Below are 20471 nucleotides of genomic sequence, written 5' to 3' on the forward strand. Positions count from 1 at the left end.
ACATGGAGATCAAAAGAGACAGATATCTTCGTCAGATCATAGGATTTATGTGGGACGGTCAAGTTAAGGTCATAACCGGTATCCGTCGCTGTGGGAAGTCTTTTTTATTGAACACCTTATTCAAGAAATATCTGCTGAAACAAGACGTCCCTGCTGACAATATCATATCTGTAGAACTCGATCTGACAAAGGATATCAATGACAAAGGATATCAAATACCGTGATCCACTTGTGCTGGCAGAATATGTTCGCAGCAAAGTCGAAGGTAATGACGGACAATTCTATCTGTTCGTTGATGAAATACAGATGTCAGACGAAGTAAAGAACCCATACAATCCCGATGGCAAGAAGATCACTTTCTATGACGCTATGAACGATCTGCGCTCATTGCCTAACCTTGACGTGTATGTAACAGGCAGCAACTCAAAGATGCTTTCCAGAGATATTCTGACTGAATTCCGTGGTCGCAGTGACGAAATACAGGTTCATCCGCTCAGTTTTGCTGAGTATTACTCTGCTGTGGGCGGAGACAAAGAGGACGCTTTTGAAGAATACGCATTCTACGGTGGTATGCCTCTCGTCCTGTTGCGTCCAGATGATACAGCAAAAGCAAACTACCTCTCCTCCCTGTTCACAGAGGTATATATCAAGGATATTATAGAACGAAAGAAGATCGAGCGTGAAGACATTCTCGGTATGCTCCTCGATCTGCTCAGTTCGTCGGTAGGCTCACTGACCAATCCAAAGAAAATTGCTGATACCTTGCGTTCAAAAACTGGTGATAACATTTCACAGAATACTATATCCTCATATATCTCACATTTGGAAGATGCTTTTCTTTTCAGTGAAGCCAAGCGTTACGATGTTAAGGGACGCAAATATTTTGAGTACCCATACAAGTATTACTGCGAAGACCTCGGGCTGAGAAACGCGCGTATCGGCTTCAGGCAACAGGAAATGACCCACATTATGGAGAATATCATTTACAACGAACTTATCGTCAGAGGTTTCTCGGTAGATGTAGGCGTGGTTTATGCCAACGAAAAGAACCCATCCGGCAGCTACACAAGAACTGCGCGAGAGATAGATTTCGTAGCAACCAGGGGTGGTAAGAAGGTATATATCCAATCAGCACTGGCTCTTCCCGACGAAACCAAGACCGAACAAGAGCTTCGTCCGTTTTCACTAACAGGCGATTCATTTCCAAAGATCATCGTTCGCAGGGATATCCGAAAAAAGTGGTATGATGATAACGGTGTACTGAATATCGGAATAAGTGAGTTTTTACTTGATGAAAATTCAATATAACAAAATGCGGTTACAGAATTTGAAACTGTAACCGTTTCTTTATGTCCCTCAAAAAATGAAAACTAACGCTAAAACTCGCAGAAGTTTTCAATGAGCAAACTCTAACGTTATCGGCTTATTAATTTGCTGTAAGATATTCAAAGAAAATTCTGTTAAACAAATGAATACTATTCTTGCATATATGGTACCTCGAAAATGGTATCGTAGTTCAGACTTAGTAAATGTTCTTGGCTTAAAAGAAACACGTACAAAAGAGCTCCTGTGCCTCATGGTAAAAAAAGGATGTCTTATTGATAACAGAGCTACTAAAGGAAAGAGATATCAGATAAACGAACATAACTCGCATTAAAATAACTATTCAGAAACTATTTAATTCGAGAGATTTCAGAAAAGGAACTCATAACACAAGCAACCCCTCCTCAGTTTTCAGAGGAGGGGTTTATATATTCGAAATATAATTTTTTTGAAACATGATAAATCCGTTATTAATACTGATAAGCAGTTCCTACAGCTTCACGTATATTGCAGACTGTTTTACAGTATTTCACAAAACAAAAGCGAATTGATCAAATAATGGCCAACTCGCTCTGAATAACTTGTATAAACCGCGTAAATGCGATCTTTGAGTAAAGAAATAATTATCTCTTTGAGTCGTGTTGAATGATTCTCATAATATCTCACAACTTCTCGTAACTAACGCAAATACGGAATTTTAATTAGTTAAAAAGCATTTAAACCTTTTCTATTATATCATAATTTATTCTATCTTACAATAACTTTGTTGCACTTTTGATGCACAAATCGGTAATCTAACATCGGCGTATCCTTGCATATAACCATCGGTGGAAAGGCTCTTTTCACTGATGGTTTTTTTTCTTTTCAGCTTATTAACAGCATTCTTATTTTAAGTGTGAGTTAAGATTCTTTTAATACACATAAATCTGGATATCTGTTTCAGCATTCTATTCAAGAAAAATGTTCCTCAACAATGGATTTTAGCTGTGTTGAAATCTCAGAAAAACTCTTGTTCAGATCGAGAGTACGAACGGTTCATTTAAGTGATATTTATGTTTTTACTTTAGTCCGCAGCATTTTTTATATTTTTTGCCGCTGCCGCATGGGCACGGACTGTTAGGGGATGTTTTAACTGTACTTGCCAGTTCGCCAGAAAACGTCAGAAAAGGATCTTTAAGCATATGATTTACAGGAGCAGCTCCATAAAGATTATCAAGGTTGCTTATTATTTGTTTCTTAAGTTCTCTGTTCATTTTTGTTAATTCGGCAGTTGCTTCGTCCGGTGTATGTCCTTTAAATTCAGGCATTCTTGTGTTTAACACAATCTTATCCAATATTGGTAAGAATAGATTATTATATCTTTTAGTGTTTTTTAAAACACCTATTTCAGATAGATAAACTGGAATAATTCCAATTGAATCCATACCTGCCGCAGCAAGCTGATAAATTTTTATGCACGTATCTTCAATTTTCTCATCGTCGAAGTCTGACTCTTTTTTCAGAAACGTTCTTAACATTTTATATGCATCAGACTTGTATGGATACAAATGTTCAAATAGTTCTCTGATTTCATTTTCGTTAATAATGGTCCATTCAATTTCGCTGTATTTTTTGATGATTTTTTCATAGGTCTTATTTTTAAGAACACCGTTAGCGATAATATAATCATTCTGTATAGTAATACCTGTTGACATCAATCTGGTCATATCTGACAGAATTTCGGTGAACTCATCTTTATCATGTGTGAAACTGTTATTAGTGCAATACATTCCATACATGATTTTTAAAGGAGCAACAGAATAACACCATTGGAATGCAAACAGACAGTTACGTATCCAGTATACTTTACTATGGTAATCACGATACGATTCTGAAATATAGTTCGTATAAATTTCGCTGAACTCTTTCGAAGGAAATATTTTGTTATCAGTTGAAATGAAAAAATATCCTAATTCAACGAGCTTGCACATTTCAGGATTTGTTTTGTCAAAGATATCCGGATCATTGATGCATTTTTCTATAAGATCAAATGATTCTGGCTTCAGCAGAGTGAGATTAAGTTTAATTATTTCTGGTTTCAGAAGAAGTTTGCAGAATTTCTCCAGACTGCTTACTCTGTTCGAAAAATCAAAATTAAATTTAAAGTCCTCAGTATAATACTTTAAGGAATTATCACTGAAATGAGAAAGTATCTCTGACATAGATGGATAACCTGAAGACTGTTTCTGTTGTTTTGAATTAATGAATTTTTCAAGCGTTTTTGCTGTTTCATACAACAGTTCTGACCCTGAAGCTTTCCTTTTATCTGTTATGTCTTCAGTATCATTTGACAGAATAATTCCGCTGCCTGATCTTATGTTTCCTGTTATCTGACTGAAAGTGGAACAGACCTTTTCCCCATAGCTTAGTCCGAATTCCGTTTCCATTTCACTGTTGATATCTTTCGAATCACGAGCCCAGTATCTGTCATCTGGTACTACTGTCCATTTGAGTATCTGAGGGGTAAAGATATGATTTTCATCTTTGCTTTCATAAACTTCGAATTTTTCAACATCGACCGTATATTCTGGCAAATCTGTATTGCCAGAAATTCTGAATGTGAATCTCTTTTTGCATTCCAGATAATTATTTATAAACGTGTCCGGTGAGTTCAGATATGTATAGTAATAGGAATTTTCATAAACCGTTTCATCAGTTATTTCCATCATTCTGTATTTACGCAGAAAATCAAACTGATATTTATCTGTTTCTTTGATTTCAAGGACTTTTTCTAAAATAACTGCGAGCTGTGCAAAAGTTATCTCAATCGGTACCCGTATTCTGCGCCATACAGGTGGCTTTTCACCTTTTCTGATGATCTTTAGAATTGCAAATGTCATACGTTATCCTTTCAATCGGTAATTTTCCGAAGGAAAATACTCCATTTTCGAATCAGTTGCCTGTCACTTTTCCTATGATACACTTTTTACCCCAGAACACCATACCATACTGCAGTCTTGTCGTATATCCTTCATACTCAAGTCTGCTTTCATATTTATTACGAACAATCTGACTTTTTGCTTCCTTCAGTGCATTTTCCATTTCCGATTCTTCTTTTACGTGCTTAAGCTCAAGAATCAGGCAGCATTTTCTGGCGGTATCACGGATTATCAGGTCTGTTCTTCCGTATCCGCTTTCCCTTTCCGAATCCACCATGTACCCAAGTCCTGTAAAGAATCCGTCAAGGATCAAATGATAGCTGTATTCATGGTATTCGTGATAGAACGAAAGTGTTGCCTCAAGGATCTGATTCATTGAAGCCTTTGCACTTTCAGTACTCTCTGCCCAAAGCGAATCTATGAGATTATTTACGAACTCATTATTTATTTTGGTGTTAAAGTAATTCCAGACTTCCTGCCGGAACACTTCTTTAATTTCTTTGTTCGGTATTCTTAAAGTCATGACTTTCATTCGTTCTTCTGTAGCCTTTGAAAGATACCCGGTTTCAAGCAGTGCTGACCAGAGATTATCGCCATTTTCATGAATAAGATGATATGGAACATGTTCATTTACGAAACATTTTACAGTCTCACCGGCAAGCAGTTTTTCAAACTTTTCATTTACTTCAGAAGTTTTTCCTAAAAAGCCATGAATAAGATTCTGTGTTGTATACGATGTATTCACCCAGTAGCTTTCAGGTCCCATTATTTCACTGTATGAACCATCAAGAACTGATCGTACATAAAGAAGCACATCCCAAGGACAGTACATTTTTTCACGTCCGAAGATATATCCGTCATACCATTCTGAAACAGTATCATATCTGTCTGACAACCCGGCATCTTCAAGAAGCTTCTTTACGTTATCATCGGTAAATCCAATAGATGATGCGAAATTAGGTGAAAGAACTGTATATGGTATGATATTATTCACACCTGTATAAGTACTGTTTTTCACAGTATAAAGGCATCCGGAAAGAATAACGCCCTTGACGTTCTCGTTAGTCTTGCAGACGTAGCTAAGCATATGCTCGATCATATCACGGACTTTGTCATACTCAGGACTGCCAAGTGCCTTTGCCATCGGTACATCATATTCATCAATTATAACAAATACTTTCTGCTTATAATAACTTCTCAGCATCTGACACAGCAGACCTAGCGCCTGCTCGGTATCCGGCTGTTCGGCTCTGCGATTCCAGAGGTTAGCAAATAATGATTTACTCGTTTCGCTTATATTCGTATTGTTTTCTTCGACTAAAAAACGATTCTCTTCACAGAGATTCGAAACAGCAATACGTAAAGAACTGAATATTGATTTAAAATTTTCTCCAAAGACTTCCTTCAGCGATATGAAAACCACTGGATATTTATTCATGTAATTTTCAACAAGAAATGCATTATCCATAACTTTCAGTCCACAAAAAATGTCCCTGCTTTCCTGTCTGATATCAAGAAAATCTCTGAGCATCGTCATTGTAAGTGTCTTTCCGAATCTTCTCGGGCGTGCAAACAGTACTGCCTTATCGAATTTATCGATAAGAAATTCTTCTATCAGGTCAGTTTTATCTATGTAATACGAACTGTTTTCTCTTAATTCACGGAAACTGTCATATGATGCTCTGATATTTATTTTCAAGACTTTTGCTCCTTCCTGCGTTTTTTCTCATGCTATAAGTATAACACGTTTTGACTGTTCAGGCAACAGAAAAAGCACTGAGCACGAGGTTATCAGCACCGTATTAAAAAACAGCATATCCTTAACGTCAAAACACGTATTGGATATGCTGATAAAACTTTATCTTATTTATGCTGAAGCACAACAATTCATCTTGCTTTTCAGTTCCCGTTTACGCTCATACATAAGCCTGTCGGCGCGCTCGAAAACGTCATGAAAACTCTGGTCTTTGCCGTCTTCGTAATCAGTTATACCAAGTGCAACAACTAACGGAAAATCCGGATCGACGGGATGTTCAATTGTAAAGTTGAAACTTTCGGTTAGTTCTTCTCTTTTATCAAAATCATCACGTTCGAGTATGGCAACAAATTCGTCACCGCCGATACGGAACACCGGGCTTCGCTTGAACTGAGCGCATATTACTGCACAGGCATCCATGATAAACTGATCGCCTCTTTTATGTCCGTAGGTATCATTTACCTGCTTAAGTCCGTTTACATCAAATACTGCAACCGCAAATTCCAGATTTCGTCTATTTTTGATATCTGAATTCTTTTTGGCTTCAAACTCGGCATACGCAAGCTTGCTCTTTACTCCGGTAAGCGTATCTTTGTATGCAAGAACACGTGTGCTGAGCAGTTCAAGATACTGTTTTTTCTCTCTTTCTAGAGAATTTTCAAGTTCGGTAGTAATCTCGGCTCTTTCACCGTTAATAACAAATGTATGAAGAAGGCAGGTGCCCAGCATATATGCTATGGAGTACAGTGGAAGATACGGGAACCAGAGCTGTATTGTAAGGAACACCCCCACTACAAGTCCAAAAAATCCAACTGTACAGTAGCGGAATCTGAGAAGGCCGCTGTTGCTTCTCATATGAACAAAAGCATGAATCGTCAGAAGCGCAAACATCAGAATCTGCAGAACAAGCATAACGTGGCGGAGAGGTTTGGCAACGTAAACGCAGTTACTGTCTACTTCAAAAAGTATCGGCACAAAAGCGTTGACAAGGATACCTGCTAAAAACACGGCAAAGAATATCCGCCCTGTAATGACAAGAGCACGCCCTAGATTATTTTTTGAATTGATATATGTAACCACGAAATTCGTCCAGAACAGAAGTCCTCCTGCCATGGCTACAAAATAGAACAGCGTATCAATATACAGCAGCATCGGCAGCTTTAAGTATTCAATGAATCCCCATAAAGCATCTGTAACATAGTACACCAGTACTGAGAGCAGGAATTTTCGGTACACTTTCCATTCTGAATTTTTCGCAAAGCTTCCCAGTTTCAGAAAAATATCATAATTTTCTATAAGTAAAATAAATATTGCGAGTATACCTATTGCTGAGTAATACATGCACTTTCATCCCCCTGTTATCCCATATAATTCATCCTTCAGCGAAATAATGCCCAAAGCGTAAATCATTCTTATCCCCGATGATCTACGTACAGATCAGATAATTTCTGACACTGCATGATTCGCTTTTTATCCGGAAATATCCTGTTGCTTCCGGAATAAAACAAAGAATTAACATAAATATATAGTTATGATTAGAGCGTCAAAACAGCGATTTTGACTTTTCAAAATTCCAATAGAATCTTGAAAATTTAATATTATTACAAATTATGGATATATCGAAACGTAAATCTCAATATTTAGTAGCTTTCCTTACTCATTTTTCAGGCTATTACCGCATTTTGGACGCGGCATGCCGAGCCTTGCATGAATTTGCAAAACTTCTGGATGTTCATAGCAGTTACTTTAGCTCCAAAGAATAGTTTCTTTCGAATCATACCTCTTGCCGGTATTTTGTCAACATGATATTTTCTTCGAAGAATGGATGGAAGGGATTCAACACCATTTCGGAATTTAGTTAAGTCACTAAATTCTTTTGTAGAACGTTTTCTCTGCTGCTGAGCTCTGTTTTTACTTTTTAATGAGACTGTTTTCTTACAAACCTTTACTCTCAAGTTAGGTTTACATTCATTAAAGTGTGGACAGTTTTCGCACTTTTTTTTATCGAAGGATGCTACGCACTGCCCTGTCTTTTTATTGTAGCTGCAGCTTATTGGTTCATGTCCTCCGGGGCACTTTAAGATCTGTGTTCCGTCTTCACTGAATTCAAAATCAGCATTGATATCTGGTGTTTCTTTACCAGTAAGATTAGTGTTTACAATTTCAATGTTTTTTGATTTTGCTAATGCTTCATCAGCTGTATATGCACCGTCAGCTACTATTACTGTGCGGTCGTCTTCCGGCTGAGAATTCATTCTTTCCATTGCATCATTGATGAATTTCTTATCACTGTAATTGTTTGCTTCAAACTGAAAATCAGTTACAAGCGTATCACCGTTTTCATTTGATGATTCTACTAAATTTGCAGCGTATCCTATATGATTTTTACCTGCTTTATGGCGAAATGTTGCTTCCGGATCCGCAGGATTCTGAAGTATTGAAGAATCCATACTTGAATCGTCTGCATCTTTAAGCTGACGGATTCCGTTAGGATATATGTTAGTCTGCTCATTGAGAAAGCGTACCAGCAATTTATATGCACTGCTGTCTTCAATATCTTCATCACACAGGTTCATCAGAATTTTTGCATCTTCAAGAATAGTTACAATCTTGCTATCAACAGATTCACTACGATTATGATATACTACTTTATTTCTGTCATCTACATCAGCATAATGCAAGTATTCCGAAGGCACTTCTGCATTACTGCGTTTCATCTCTTTTACAAGGTTTGAAACACATGTATAAAGCAGTTCGAGACGCGACATTTTTTTCACATTTGCAGATATCATCATACTATCCATACGTTTAAGATGATGATCTATTCCCATAACAAGCGCCATAACATCTGTTATTTCTTTTTCCGTATTTTGTATGAGATCTATTCCTGTTTCAATTTCATACATTGCTAATCTTTCACGAAATCTTCCAAGACTTCTGTCGCTAAGGGGCTGTTCATCAAATGATGTTGTGTGAAGTGCATACTGATATCTTATGTCAAACAGCAATGATTCAAGAAATTCATCATCGGACTGTCCTGTTAGCTGCTGAATGAATATTGCGCCTACGAGAACGTTTACCGGAGTATTTGGACGCGATATTTTTTCGCTGTAAAGAACCGCATACGGTGTTTCATCTATTGCAGGAAATACTTTTTCAGCAAATACTTTTGCCCATGATTTTTCTAAAAATCTGCGTTCTCTTTCTGTTAAATTCAGCGTGGAATCGAACATTGACATTTGTTCATTCCTTAAATCGTTTGCTACGAATGACATTTCTTTTTCCTCCGAAATTTGATACTTCTATTGTACCATATTTCGCGTTTTCATTTGTTGTAATAATATTAAATTTTCAAGATGCTTTTGTTGGCTCAGATAGGTCTTACCCTTTTGACGCCCGAATCATAGTTATTATACATCGTTTTATACAAAAGCGCAAGTAAAAAATAAATAACGGTCAGATGTAGATAACTGTATCCTCAAGCGGTTTCTTATCTGAATGAAGCTTTGCAGGGTGACTGTCTGCAGACGGATAGCCCAGGGCTACCATCATTGCAGGAACATGATTTTCCGGCAGATCAAAGGCTTTTCTTACATCGTCTGAATTGAATCCGCGTATCCATAAACTGTGAACGCCGAGTTCTGTTGCCTCAAACATCATGTGAAGTGCAACGGAACTTGCATCCTGCTCTCCGCAGTTATATCCTTCTTCACGAGGATTGTGCCATACTTCATCACTGTCGTAGCAAACAAGAAGTACCAGCGGGCATCCGGAAAGTGAAGCTTTTGTGCTTATCGCCTTTTTCTTCGCCTCTTCGCTCTTGATAACATATATCCTCTGCGGCTGATAGTTACATCCCGTAGGTGCGAGCCTTCCGGCTTCAAGGATGAGTTTAAGCTTTTCATCCTCTACCGGCTTTGAATCAAAATATCTTTCTGAGAATCTTTCCTTTGCAAGTTCAAGAAATGTCATTGTGTTTTCCTCCTGTTATATTCATACCTGTATTCCTGTGAAAATTACTGCATCCGGCATAATTACACCTTTATGATCGATCATTTTTTTCAACTGCGAGATTGTTACCGACCACCCATAATGTCGTCCAATAGGCACTGTATCTTGTCACGCAGGCAACAGTTCTGTCAAGGGAAATGTACAAGATTCTGGAAAGTCAGTCCTGCAACTGCGGCCCAGACACGGAATGCTCACGGGAAAACCAACGCGATAAACCCATCCTTCGGGCACGCGGTAACAAATAATAGAAAACGGCATCGTTCCGATTCGAATTTCGGGATGATGCCGTCTGTGTTTTTATCTATAAAAATGATATAATAATTGTATTAACCTTTAGAAAGGAATAAACGATAGCTGTTTTGATCGTCATAACTCGCAATTATGACACAGCTATCGTCCCTCAACAATGAAAAGTATATCATTTTTTCGTGAAAAAGTCAAGGACGGAATCGTCGAAATTACAGGAACAAATTCACCTGTTTGTCCAATTTGCGGCAAACCAATGAAGTCACACGGAAGGTGCAGACGGTATCTGCGCGTATCCGGCGAAGAGCGAATCACTCTGTCTCTCAGAGTTTTCTACTGCCCGGAATGCGACCGTTATCACCGCGAGCTTCCGGATTACGTTGCTCCTTACAAACATCTCAGTACTGAAATAATAGCTGAAATATATGATGGTCTTGACAACTATGATGTTGATGACAGCACGATAATACGCATCCGAAACTGGGTAAGAAAGTTCCTGAATTTTGGTTCTGCGACTGTCAGAAGACTTAAAATTGAGCATCCTGCACTGGTCGTCAGAAGCAGTTTTGAATCAACATTTGACACGCTCACCTATTTTGTCAGAATAGTCGTAAATTCCAATGAATGGAAGTTCATTAGTTCGCCTGTCATTTCAGTCTGACCTGTACTATGATAGAGATATCAACTACAAGGAGGTACCTCTATGGACATGAAAAATCAGAAACTGGCAAAAGAGATAGCTGAACAGCGTGTGATCATGATAGCGCCACTGCTTGATACCACTCTGTCTCAGGATGAGTATTACGGCAAGCGCCGGGAATTAGCTGATACGTTTGAAGTATCAACAAGAACACTCCAGCGCTATGTGGATGCGTATAACGGAAATGGAATCGACGGATTAAAACCCAAAGGGAAAGTACCGGAACAGAATACCGTGATCACTAAGGAGATCCTGGAAGAGGCAATCCGTCTGCGCCGTGAAGTTCCGTCACGAAGCGTCCCTACCATCATCCAGATACTTGAACTTGAAAACAAGGTCGAAGTTGGCATGCTGAAACGAACGACGCTTCAGCGTGCACTATCAAGGGCGGGTTATTCATCTCAGATGATGAAGACCTATCAGGATCATGGATACGGTTCACAGCGTTTTGCCAGAGTTCATCGCTGTGACTTGTGGCAGGGAGACCTGAAATACGGACCAACGCTGACTATCGACGGAAAGCCGCAGCCAACGTACATGTCGTGTCTGATTGACGATGCAACACGTTACATTGTTCATGCTGAGTTTTTATGGAGATATGGAGCAGAGCATTGTTGAGGATACACTGAAGAAAGGCATTCAGAAATTTGGACTTCCCCGTCGTATCTACTTCGACAACGGTTCACAGTATCGTACCCAATGGATGAAGCGTGCATGCAGTCTTCTGAGTATTAAACTGCTGTATGCTAAACCGCGTAATCCTCAGGGTAAAGGAAAACAGGAACGCTTCAACCATACCGTTGACTCGTTCATTGAAGAGGTAAACCTGAACCGTCCTGACAGCATAGAAGAACTGAACAGACTGTTTAACGCCTGGCTCTCTGAATGTTACCACAGTAAAATACACAGTGCACTCGGAATAACCCCGGAACAGGCATTCAAATGCGATTCCATGCCATTACGCTATCCGGATGATGCAATACTCTCAACTGCTTTCCTGCACTGTGAAACCCGTAAAGTTAACAAGTCAGGATGTATCAGCTTCATGGGTAAAGATTATGATGTTGGCGTTCTTTATGCCGGACAGCAGGTGGATGTTGTTTATGATCCTCAGAATATTGCACGTGTAAGGATTGAAGCAAAGAATCATGAACCGTTTTACGCTGAACCGGCTAAGGTAGGTACACACGTTGCTAAAAAACCGAAACGTGCTGAAATTGAAAGTATCCCAGCGGATTCTTCAAGACTTCTTGATGCTGTTACAAAGAGCGCCGGGGAAAAGGAACGTCGAGCTATTATTTCGTATTCACAGGTATTGGAGGGTGCTGAAAATGTTTGAAATGTTTTATGGTATGCAGCATACACCGTTTACGCGCGGTATTCCATCTGATCAGCTGCACAGAACACATCAGAATACTGAAGTTTTCAGTCGTCTGATCATCACTGCACAGAAACAGTCATTCGCACTGCTGATTGGTGAACCAGGTACCGGCAAGACAAGTACACTTCGTCGTTTAAAGGATGAACTTCCTGAATCAGAGTACATGGTTCTGTACGTTTCTGATTCAAAACTGACTCCGCGAAGCTTCTACAACTATCTCCTGAACCAGCTCGGATGCAAATCCGAATTTCATCGCAATGCAGCGAGAAACGCTTTGCATAAGCAGATTGAAATAATGAGGAATATGCAGAAACGTAAAGTGGTCGTGATTCTTGACGAAGCACATCTGTTGCCAAAAGAAATGCTTGAAGAGGCCCGCTTTCTTCTGAATTACAAAATGGATTCCGAAAATCCAATGGCACTAATACTTTCGGGTCAGACTGAACTCTGGGACAAACTCCGTCTTTCCGCATACAGAGCCATTCTTGAAAGAGTAGATGTTGAATGCTTTCTTACTCCTATGGATTTTTCAGAAACCAAGCAGTACATTGAATCACAGCTTCATTATGCCGGACAGGAAAATCCTGTCTTCACTGAAGATGCAATGAAATCTATTTTTACTTTTTCAGGCGGAAATCCACGACTCGTAAACCGTGCCTGCAGTCAGTCACTTATCTATGGTGCACAGATGAAACAGACCTGTATCGACAGCAAATCTGTAGATATTGTACTTGAAAACGAAGTAACCGGAGCCGGTCACTGATTATCTGATGTTGCGGTTCAACTTGATTAACGGGCTTTTGCCCACAATGGAGGATAGGGCAACGCTGGGGAGCGACCTGAGCGCCATGTGGGATTTTGCCGAGAGCATAGCTCTCTAGATTGAAATTGACACCTCCGTGCTGGGGGTGTCAGTTTGTTTTTCCAATTCAGTTGACAAAATACTGTCCCTGCCCTGACAAAATACATTCACTTTTGGATGACAGGATAGGTGGGCGCTAACACGAGATATCTCTCAGAGGTTTCTAGGTTATTATTTTATCGATATATACTTCTGATACTTACTATTCGGTTTTTCAGGTAATGTCATTGAAAGTTGACCTTTCTCTAACAAGCTTCGAATATATTTTGAAGCAGTTTTTCGCTCCTTAACTCCCAAATAGTCAGCAATTTCTCTTGTGCTTCTTGCCGTTTTACAGTAATCAAGTATTTGTTTCTCAATTTGATTTCTGATATTCGAACCAGAATTTTCATTGCTTGTTTCTATAGTAGTATCTTGAGTAGCATCTTGGGTAGCATCTTGGGTAGCATCTTGGGTATTACTACCCAAGTCAAGACGATCAAAAGGAATTGTGACAACTATTGCGTTATCTCTGAATTCAAAAGCTTCTTTACCGTAAATATCTACAATTCTCGGTACACCTCGTCCGGACATCTCACTTATATGCAGCTGAAGAAATATTTCAGAAAGCTTGTCATTGACCGGAACAGAAATCCCGGCAAAAAATCCGTCTTTTGTCTGGTTGGACGGTAAAGTCCCAAGCGAAGTGATCTCTATTCTATCCTTATATGCATGAAATTTAGGGGCTGAACCACTTGTCCACAAATTATGCTGAAAGGCATTGATCACTGCTTCCATAAACGCATTTTGATTAAAAAGCCGTACTTCTTTCCGCTCAACTCTCCTGTCTCTTTCATCTGCCTGCGGAACATTTATGGTATCACCATAATCGATAACCTTTTCAAGAGCCAATAGCAAACACATATTACCGAAATCACGAACGGCATACATAGTCGAACTTTTATCATTACCATTGAACAAGGCAAATCTTATAGGTATATGAGGAGTGTCAGACAGAAGTTGTGCCAGCATATTGTATTTTCCGGTAGGTGTCAGGAGTTCAAGATTCTTTTTAAAGGTTTCTTCTCTTAACCTGATACCTTTCATATCATAGTAAAGAAATAACTGCTCAAATGTCAGATCAGTATATCTTGACTCTATATTCAATAAAGTTGGCGGACCATAGTTCAGATAACTGAAAAGAGCTGCTTCACGGTCAGGATGCTTCTTGATATTTTCTTTACTCGATCCAATTCTTATATATCGAACTTCCTTATATTCAGTAGGAACAATTCTTGCAGCCGGAATAATGAGAACAACCACACGTTTTCCTTCTATTTCTTCTTCACAAAATCTGAAATAAATCGCAGGAGTCAGATTTCGGCTCAGATAATGCTGGAAAGGCTCATTGTTTATGTCCTTGTTATAATTAAATTTCGTATCAGTAAACTCATGTGTCACATTATGAATGCCCCAAATCAGGTATCCGAAAGGTTCATGTGCCATAACCGCTGCATTGGATAACGCTGCAATATACTCACCTATATCATCAGGCTTATTCAGATTTTCCTTAAATTCAAACCATTCTGCTTCATCACCGTGAGAAATACATCGATTGACAATATCAGAAACTTCTCTCATTTACTTCAACTCCTTACTCTTTTATTTTCCGAAGGAAAAAGATCAGTTATATCTATATAATACGAATTGTTTTCCCTTAGTTCGCGAAAGCTGTCATATGATGCTCTGATGTTTAATTTCAAGACTTTTTCTCCTTCCTTTGTTTTTTCTCATGCTATAAGTGTTTCCTTCCGCCAAAGGCTTCAGTACAACAAATCTCTGGAGCATGAAAAATGGTATAATTTCTATTCTGAAAAACTCCAACAAGTTGTTGGAGAACCCCTGAAGCAAGTAAAACCCGAAGAATAGATATGCTTTTCTATCATATAAAGCTAAAATGTTATGTTGTTGTTGAATTAAAAGTTGAAGCGTTCACACCGAAATCTGCCGGAAAATTCAATTTTTATGTAAACGCTGTTGGTGAGCTCAGTAAACCATGCTCCCGAACGCTTTGATTTCAGTCTTTTCCTAAAATCTCGGTTGAATCATCCATAATGATATCCCTGAATTCGCGTCCACCTATAACCGTGCTTTCCAGCATATCATGCATATCTGCATATTCGCCAAGCAGATCATAATTATTGTTTTTGGCCGCATCAGACTGTATGTAGATACCATACATCGCTTCTCTGCCATCTGGAAGTATAGTATTTTTCTGCTTATACATCGGACCAGTTTGCATTCGATAAATCGTATCATTATATTTGAAATCGAGTCCAAGCCAGTGACCTTCTGATGGATTCCAAACGCCAGTGTATTCGCTAATAAACTCTTCGGGTGAATTGTACTCGTTGATTCTCATAGAAAATTATACTCCTTACTAATCAAACTATGATTTGATTTTGAAAAATCAGAAATCAGTTTTCATTTCTCATCTTCAAGGAATTTCAGTACAAATTTTCTGTACTCTGTACCAAGCGGAAGTTCAAGATCTGTGTACAGTTCACGTCTTTCGGTGATCACCTTTGTATTTGTACGCGGATCGACGCCTTCTTTCTGTACATTTCTGAAATATATGCCCTGTCCTCTCTTCTGCCATGCCGGAAGATCGTTATAGTTTATTCCGTGCTGGAAAAGAAGTTCGTTCTTGTATGCAAGACTTTTACCACTCAGTTCACGGGTCGCTTCATCCTTGTTCATACCCTCTTTTCTCAGCAGCCAGTAGCAGTGAGCGTTGAGTGAATTGCGGTGTGAGTCTTCCTGCCTCCATGCGAAATAATCCTCTACCCTTTTGAGATTCGGGAGCGGAACTATGCGGCAGTCAAATGTTGCAGCTCTGCCAAGCATAAGTGAAAATGCCGCACTTGCTTCACCGGCAAGTGTAGTGTTTAACTTACGTACCTTTCTTCCAAACGCATTGTCTTCAGGGTGGAAAAGCAGCGATATCTCATCGCTTTCACTGTAGCCGTAAACGATACGGAATCCGGATGACTCCATAAGTGCCTTTACCGTACCTGTCATCATATCGCGGAAGCGCACATCAAAAGGCGCTTCAAACTTACATATTTCCTTGGTAAGACGAGTAAAACTTCTTCCGTCCAGTCTCGCAACAATATACATATCCGGGAGGATGTACTGGTCAAGTGACTCCTCGTATACTCTCATCATTTTATCAAACTCATTAAACCTCATGTTTTTTCCTCCTTCCATTTTTCTGTAACAAAATTACCGTTTTCCGTATATACATAATAAAGCTCGTCAAATCCCTCACTGTAGTCCGGCATTTCCAGTATTGCATGGGTATGTGCGACTGCAGTTCTCGGAACTTTCGCTTTTCCTTCACGCTTTTCATTACGTTCGATGCATTCTGATATAGAAGAGCGGAAGTAATAACCTATGATCTTAAAACCCGCCTTCTTAGCCGGAACAATATATCTTTCCCGGTCAGCTCTTGTCGGATCAGTATTATCGATCACAAAAGATCTGCCCGATGAAATGCACTCCTCCAGCATAAGTTTTTCCCTGTTACGTGTATTGAGCACGTCCAGACTGATGTGAGCATAGTCTTCAAAATATTTATGATAGTAACTGGTCTTACCGCAGGCCTGTATTCCTGTGAAAATTACTGCATCCGGCATAGTGACACCTCCATGATTGTTTATCAAATACGTTGAACTGTGTGGTTATTTTCAAAGTAATATCGCCGCCAAGGATCTCAAACTCAGGCTCCGGAGAATCATGTTTTAAACATGATTTACAAATTTTCTGAAAAAGTTATCTCTAAAAGTTCCTGAGAAATTTCTTTACTTTTTATTCGTATGATATTATCTTCTTCCTTAACTGAAGAAAGCAGATTCACACTTCCATACCAGACTATTTCTTTATCTATAACCGCAAAATGCTCATGCATATATTTTTTCAAAACTACATTTACACCACTTAATTTCAGTATTCCTATCCGTTCTGATGCTGATTCAACTCGCTCTGCAGGATATGATTCTGCATCCAGCGTAACTACTGTAATTCTTACTCCGTTTTCCTGCTTTTCCCGAACAAGATTAAGAAAATTTGTAAGAGTGGTTTTATTCAAACCAGGACTTGAAATAATGATTTCATAATTTGATTCAGTTAAATCTCTCTTATAAACATTTAAGTACGATGACATATCATAAACTGAATTGGTTTCCTGCTTTTCTGTTATTATGCTGCTGCATATTTCATAGCCTATTTTTTTATATGTACGCAATCTTTTATGATACATCTTTTCAAGCACTCTTATATTTACATCAACGTAATCATAAATAATAACATTTTTCTTTGATTCATAGTCTCTGTGCAGTCTTCCGGCATACTGTTCAACATTTCCTTCCCAGGCTACCGGCATCGTAAGCATCATGGTATCAAGTCTCGGATAATTAAATCCTTCTCCTATGTACTTATCTATTGCTACAAGTATTACTGTTTCGTTTTCAGGAACAGAACGCAATTCTTCACGTATTCTGTCTTTTTCCTTTCTGCGACCTCCGCCTTGAAGCAGAAATATATGATCTGATTTATCTTCAAGCATACTGTAAAGTAATTCAGCATGTTCTTTATATTTGCTGAGAACCAAAGGAGTTCTTCCTTTCAAAATACATTTTTCAACATCATTTATTATTTGCCTGTTTCTGATTTCACTTGAAACAACAGCTTTATATGCCTCATTTATCTTTAAATCGCTACTGCTAACCAGTCGTGTAAATCTTGGATATATAAAATGACTTATTCCCTGCTTCGCAGCCCTTTCTTTGGCAGTGTATCTGTAACGAACAGGTCCAAACTGCATATAGACTTTTTTCTCCTGACCATCATCTCGCTTTGGCGTCGCAGTTAATCCATATACCCAGTGAGCACGAACTGCTCCTATAACATCTGTAACAGTCTGTGCTGCACCATGGTGGCATTCATCCATAATAACCATTCCATAATTCTGAATCCAAGAAATAAATTCTTCCTTCTGACCTATTGAAGAAAACATCGCAACATCAACTATACCTGTCAGAGAATTATGTCCAGCATATAGTTTTCCGATAACACTTTTTCGTTTTCTAATACGCCCGGTTTTAGTTTTATATTCCGGTAGTTCTTCATTTATCTGAAGAAACTTTTCCAGGTCTTCCGTCCAATTCTTTAGTATTTCAGTATTATGTACAAGAATTAGAGTATTAACTTTTCTTACTGAAATCATATTGGCGCCAACTACTGTTTTTTCCAAAAGCTGTAGTTGCAGCAATAACACCATTTTCGTATTTCATAATGCAGTTTACGGCATCCTGCTGTTCCGGATATAATTCCCCCGTAAATTGAACACGTATATTATTTCCGTTACAGCGTTCATCTTTAATAATATACTCAACTTTTGCCTCTTCCGCTTTACTTTTAACAGATTCAATCAACGACCTCGGAAGACATATATAACCGCCTTCATCACTTCCGCAGTAAACAATTCTTGGAATACCTTTTACTGAAAATCCCATTCTTGATTTTTTATAAAATTCAGGATTACTGAAAGCTGCCATACGTCTTAACAAGTTCTGCAGTCTAGGCTTAATATTTTTGGTGCTTATATATACTTTATCCGCAAGAATAATATGCAATTTACCGGAAACATCACTACTGTCAAAAGTGAACTTTGGCTTTTCCCATGGTCCAGGCGCATCTGAATCTATGTTATTATCTATATCATTAGCCAGCATTCCTAAAACATTATCCGATCCCCATTCTTTTATTTTATCATTTATAAAACTTCCGGATATTCGTTTCACATTTTTTAGTATCTGCCACTGATTTTCATAAGCATTCCATTTTTCATCTATAAATGCACTGTTTCCGTTTTTAAGCGCCATCCCCTGAAGCGGCAATGCAACAAGATTTCCAAGTCCTGTTTTCCCGGTTTTCATATTCACCGGAAGATGATCCTGCGCAGGAATCATTCTGTCATAATATCTGAATGATTTTAAATTTACAGATTCAGCCCCCTTTGTCAACAGAGCACTTCCGAATCTTCTTGCTATTGCTGCCGGAATCGCTTCAGAAAAAATTAGCCAGATATGCGCCCCTTTTCCTGAACGAGATCGTTCAACCAAAACAGGAACATCATTATTTTTACAGATATCACGCATTACGTTCACTTCACGAATCCATTCGTTATTGTTATCGTTAACTTCATCATGATTATCAAAATCAAATACAAGAAAATTACATGTTTCATCTGAATGCACCGGATATAACCCTATTACATCAGAACAGTCTTCCTTAGTTCCAACTAAATGATTATAGAGAATCTGTGGAGTAAGTTCACGATAAGACTGATTTTTACATTCATCGCATTTTATCTTATATCCGCTTTTTCTCGGGCAAAGTCCATCTATCCAGTAATTCCTGCACTGTGTATAATATGCCGCTTTTCCGGTATCTTTATTAGGTGCGCTTCTCTTGCTGTATACATCTTTTCGTCCTTTAAAAATTGAATAGAAATATGAAACATGCTTTGCAGTAATTATCTCCGGTTTAATCCGTCCGCCTTGATCTGCTGCCTTTTCAGACTGTCTTAAATCATCCAGTTTTTCTTCAGAAATATCATTAATAACAATATTTCTCCTATATGAAATTCCTGCATTGTCAAGAATGCCTCTCAAATATGATATTTCCGATTCAAGTAAATCTATTTGTTTCTGATAAAACTCTATATTCTGAATCATAATAATTCCCGACTCCAAAAGTAAATGATATAAGCAATTGTTATATTGCTATTATAGCACATCAGTATAAATAATCAAAGAGACAATAGAAGCTAAAATGTATATGATAGAAACAATTCTAAAAAAGTACTGGTGTTTTTATTGACAGAACTCCTGTACTTATTTTGTAAGCGATACATAATCCTACGTTAATGATTAGAGCCCCACGCAAAATTCAATGCATGGGGCATGTTTATCTGTATTTTATTTTTCGACTGATTTCTGCAATAGTCAGGAAGCGCTTCGCCCCATGGCAGAACGCAGGCGAGCTGCTCATCAGTAGGAGCTTCGCCTAACTTCGGAAGCTCGGTAAGAAGAAAGTTAAGATATCCAAACACGTCAAGATCGTTCATCTTTGCTGTTTCAATTATGCTGAACACATCGGCACTTGCTTCTGCGCCTTTCTCTGTATCAGCAAACAAGGTCATATGTTCCCTGAATTATCTGTATCAGTCA

The 20471-nt window shown here is 38.5% G+C and carries 18 protein-coding genes and 1 pseudogene; 7 read left to right on the plus strand and 12 right to left on the minus strand.

The window, feature by feature from the left end; all coding sequences use genetic code 11:
* Positions 1-2 precede the first annotated feature (2 nt).
* A complete protein-coding gene (locus CC97_RS21565) occupies positions 3-224 on the plus strand; it encodes an AAA family ATPase (RefSeq protein WP_347493543.1) in 222 nt (73 codons plus the stop codon).
* The gene (locus CC97_RS07705; RefSeq protein ID WP_347493544.1) at positions 199-1308 is read left to right on the plus strand and encodes an ATP-binding protein; all 1110 of its coding nucleotides are present in this window, start codon (positions 199-201) and stop codon (positions 1306-1308) included. The genes CC97_RS21565 and CC97_RS07705 overlap by 26 nt, the downstream gene beginning before the upstream one ends.
* 1073 nt (positions 1309-2381) lie before the next feature.
* Here CC97_RS07705 and CC97_RS20080 read toward each other — a convergent pair.
* From CC97_RS20080 to CC97_RS07730, 5 genes are all read right to left on the minus strand, one after another.
* Positions 2382-4202, minus strand: coding sequence for an SEC-C metal-binding domain-containing protein (locus CC97_RS20080; protein WP_044974494.1), 1821 nt, complete (start codon positions 4200-4202; stop codon positions 2382-2384).
* A gap of 52 nt (positions 4203-4254) precedes the next feature.
* Entirely contained in the window at positions 4255-5940 is a 1686-nt protein-coding gene (locus tag CC97_RS07715) for an AAA family ATPase (protein ID WP_044974495.1), read from the minus strand.
* A gap of 168 nt (positions 5941-6108) precedes the next feature.
* Positions 6109-7338, minus strand: a complete 1230-nt coding sequence (locus tag CC97_RS18740) for a GGDEF domain-containing protein (RefSeq protein ID WP_049962764.1) — start codon at positions 7336-7338, stop codon at positions 6109-6111.
* Positions 7339-7661: 323 nt separating this feature from the next.
* Complete coding sequence (locus CC97_RS07725) at positions 7662-9272, minus strand: transposase (RefSeq protein ID WP_044974496.1); 1611 nt, start codon at positions 9270-9272, stop codon at positions 7662-7664.
* A 181-nt stretch (positions 9273-9453) separates the two neighbouring features.
* Positions 9454-9969 carry a nitroreductase family protein gene (locus CC97_RS07730; RefSeq protein WP_044974497.1) on the minus strand — a complete coding sequence of 172 codons (516 nt, stop codon included), beginning with the start codon at positions 9967-9969 and terminating at the stop codon, positions 9454-9456.
* A gap of 445 nt (positions 9970-10414) precedes the next feature.
* On the opposite strand from CC97_RS07730, the gene CC97_RS07735 reads away from it, so the two are divergent.
* The 4 genes from CC97_RS07735 to CC97_RS07745 are packed head-to-tail and all read left to right on the plus strand — an operon-like array spanning position 10415 to position 13098.
* The gene (locus CC97_RS07735; protein ID WP_197021841.1) at positions 10415-10915 is read left to right on the plus strand and encodes a DUF6431 domain-containing protein; all 501 of its coding nucleotides are present in this window, start codon (positions 10415-10417) and stop codon (positions 10913-10915) included.
* Between the two features lie 42 nt (positions 10916-10957).
* Positions 10958-11572 carry a hypothetical protein gene (locus tag CC97_RS19560; RefSeq protein WP_081850028.1) on the plus strand — a complete coding sequence of 205 codons (615 nt, stop codon included), beginning with the start codon at positions 10958-10960 and terminating at the stop codon, positions 11570-11572.
* The gene (locus CC97_RS19565; protein ID WP_197021842.1) at positions 11553-12293 is read left to right on the plus strand and encodes a Mu transposase C-terminal domain-containing protein; all 741 of its coding nucleotides are present in this window, start codon (positions 11553-11555) and stop codon (positions 12291-12293) included. Before CC97_RS19560 ends, CC97_RS19565 begins: the two co-directional genes overlap by 20 nt.
* Positions 12286-13098 carry an AAA family ATPase gene (locus tag CC97_RS07745; RefSeq protein ID WP_044974499.1) on the plus strand — a complete coding sequence of 271 codons (813 nt, stop codon included), beginning with the start codon at positions 12286-12288 and terminating at the stop codon, positions 13096-13098. Before CC97_RS19565 ends, CC97_RS07745 begins: the two co-directional genes overlap by 8 nt.
* Positions 13099-13368: 270 nt before the next feature.
* Here the strand turns inward: CC97_RS07745 and CC97_RS07750 are convergent, their stop codons facing one another.
* Positions 13369-14817, minus strand: coding sequence for an RNA-binding domain-containing protein (locus CC97_RS07750; protein ID WP_044974500.1), 1449 nt, complete (start codon positions 14815-14817; stop codon positions 13369-13371).
* A 281-nt stretch (positions 14818-15098) separates the two neighbouring features.
* On the opposite strand from CC97_RS07750, the pseudogene CC97_RS19570 reads away from it, so the two are divergent.
* Positions 15099-15215 (plus strand): annotated as a pseudogene (locus CC97_RS19570) (PDDEXK nuclease domain-containing protein); the annotation flags it as partial.
* A gap of 38 nt (positions 15216-15253) precedes the next feature.
* On the opposite strand, the gene CC97_RS07760 reads toward CC97_RS19570, so the two are convergent.
* The 6 genes from CC97_RS07760 to CC97_RS07780 form a co-directional block, all read right to left on the minus strand.
* A complete protein-coding gene (locus tag CC97_RS07760) occupies positions 15254-15598 on the minus strand; it encodes a hypothetical protein (RefSeq protein ID WP_044974502.1) in 345 nt (114 codons plus the stop codon).
* A 62-nt stretch (positions 15599-15660) separates the two neighbouring features.
* Positions 15661-16428, minus strand: coding sequence for a tRNA(His) guanylyltransferase Thg1 family protein (locus CC97_RS07765; RefSeq protein ID WP_044974503.1), 768 nt, complete (start codon positions 16426-16428; stop codon positions 15661-15663).
* Positions 16425-16874, minus strand: coding sequence for an ATP-binding protein (locus tag CC97_RS07770; protein WP_044974504.1), 450 nt, complete (start codon positions 16872-16874; stop codon positions 16425-16427). The genes CC97_RS07765 and CC97_RS07770 overlap by 4 nt, the downstream gene beginning before the upstream one ends.
* Before the next feature lie 116 nt (positions 16875-16990).
* Complete coding sequence (locus CC97_RS20945) at positions 16991-18490, minus strand: DEAD/DEAH box helicase family protein (RefSeq protein WP_242848155.1); 1500 nt, start codon at positions 18488-18490, stop codon at positions 16991-16993.
* The gene (locus tag CC97_RS20950) at positions 18441-19976 is read right to left on the minus strand and encodes a hypothetical protein (protein ID WP_242848156.1); all 1536 of its coding nucleotides are present in this window, start codon (positions 19974-19976) and stop codon (positions 18441-18443) included. The genes CC97_RS20945 and CC97_RS20950 overlap by 50 nt, the downstream gene beginning before the upstream one ends.
* 188 nt (positions 19977-20164) lie before the next feature.
* Positions 20165-20437: a transposase domain-containing protein gene (locus tag CC97_RS07780; RefSeq protein WP_156036829.1), complete on the minus strand. Its 273-nt coding sequence runs from the start codon at positions 20435-20437 to the stop codon at positions 20165-20167.
* Between the last annotated feature and the right edge of the window lie 34 nt (positions 20438-20471).

Origin of the sequence: Ruminococcus sp. HUN007 (assembly GCF_000712055.1) — a bacterium.
Lineage (GTDB): Bacteria > Bacillota > Clostridia > Oscillospirales > Ruminococcaceae > HUN007.

What these genes read in the sequence shown, in the direction of transcription:
- CC97_RS07705 (WP_347493544.1), top strand. Translation starts at nt 199, where the DNA reads ATGACAAAGGATATCAAATACCGTGATCCACTTGTGCTGGCAGAATAT.
- CC97_RS07760 (WP_044974502.1), bottom strand. Translation starts at nt 15,598, where the DNA reads ATGAGAATCAACGAGTACAATTCACCCGAAGAGTTTATTAGCGAATAC.
- CC97_RS19560 (WP_081850028.1), top strand. Translation starts at nt 10,958, where the DNA reads ATGGACATGAAAAATCAGAAACTGGCAAAAGAGATAGCTGAACAGCGT.
- CC97_RS21565 (WP_347493543.1), top strand. Translation starts at nt 3, where the DNA reads ATGGAGATCAAAAGAGACAGATATCTTCGTCAGATCATAGGATTTATG.
- CC97_RS07765 (WP_044974503.1), bottom strand. Translation starts at nt 16,428, where the DNA reads ATGAGGTTTAATGAGTTTGATAAAATGATGAGAGTATACGAGGAGTCA.
- CC97_RS07725 (WP_044974496.1), bottom strand. Translation starts at nt 9,272, where the DNA reads ATGTCATTCGTAGCAAACGATTTAAGGAATGAACAAATGTCAATGTTC.
- CC97_RS19565 (WP_197021842.1), top strand. Translation starts at nt 11,553, where the DNA reads ATGGAGCAGAGCATTGTTGAGGATACACTGAAGAAAGGCATTCAGAAA.
- CC97_RS07735 (WP_197021841.1), top strand. Translation starts at nt 10,415, where the DNA reads ATGAAAAGTATATCATTTTTTCGTGAAAAAGTCAAGGACGGAATCGTC.
- CC97_RS07745 (WP_044974499.1), top strand. Translation starts at nt 12,286, where the DNA reads ATGTTTGAAATGTTTTATGGTATGCAGCATACACCGTTTACGCGCGGT.
- CC97_RS20950 (WP_242848156.1), bottom strand. Translation starts at nt 19,976, where the DNA reads ATGATTCAGAATATAGAGTTTTATCAGAAACAAATAGATTTACTTGAA.
- CC97_RS07750 (WP_044974500.1), bottom strand. Translation starts at nt 14,817, where the DNA reads ATGAGAGAAGTTTCTGATATTGTCAATCGATGTATTTCTCACGGTGAT.
- CC97_RS20080 (WP_044974494.1), bottom strand. Translation starts at nt 4,202, where the DNA reads ATGACATTTGCAATTCTAAAGATCATCAGAAAAGGTGAAAAGCCACCT.
- CC97_RS18740 (WP_049962764.1), bottom strand. Translation starts at nt 7,338, where the DNA reads ATGTATTACTCAGCAATAGGTATACTCGCAATATTTATTTTACTTATA.
- CC97_RS07730 (WP_044974497.1), bottom strand. Translation starts at nt 9,969, where the DNA reads ATGACATTTCTTGAACTTGCAAAGGAAAGATTCTCAGAAAGATATTTT.
- CC97_RS07770 (WP_044974504.1), bottom strand. Translation starts at nt 16,874, where the DNA reads ATGCCGGATGCAGTAATTTTCACAGGAATACAGGCCTGCGGTAAGACC.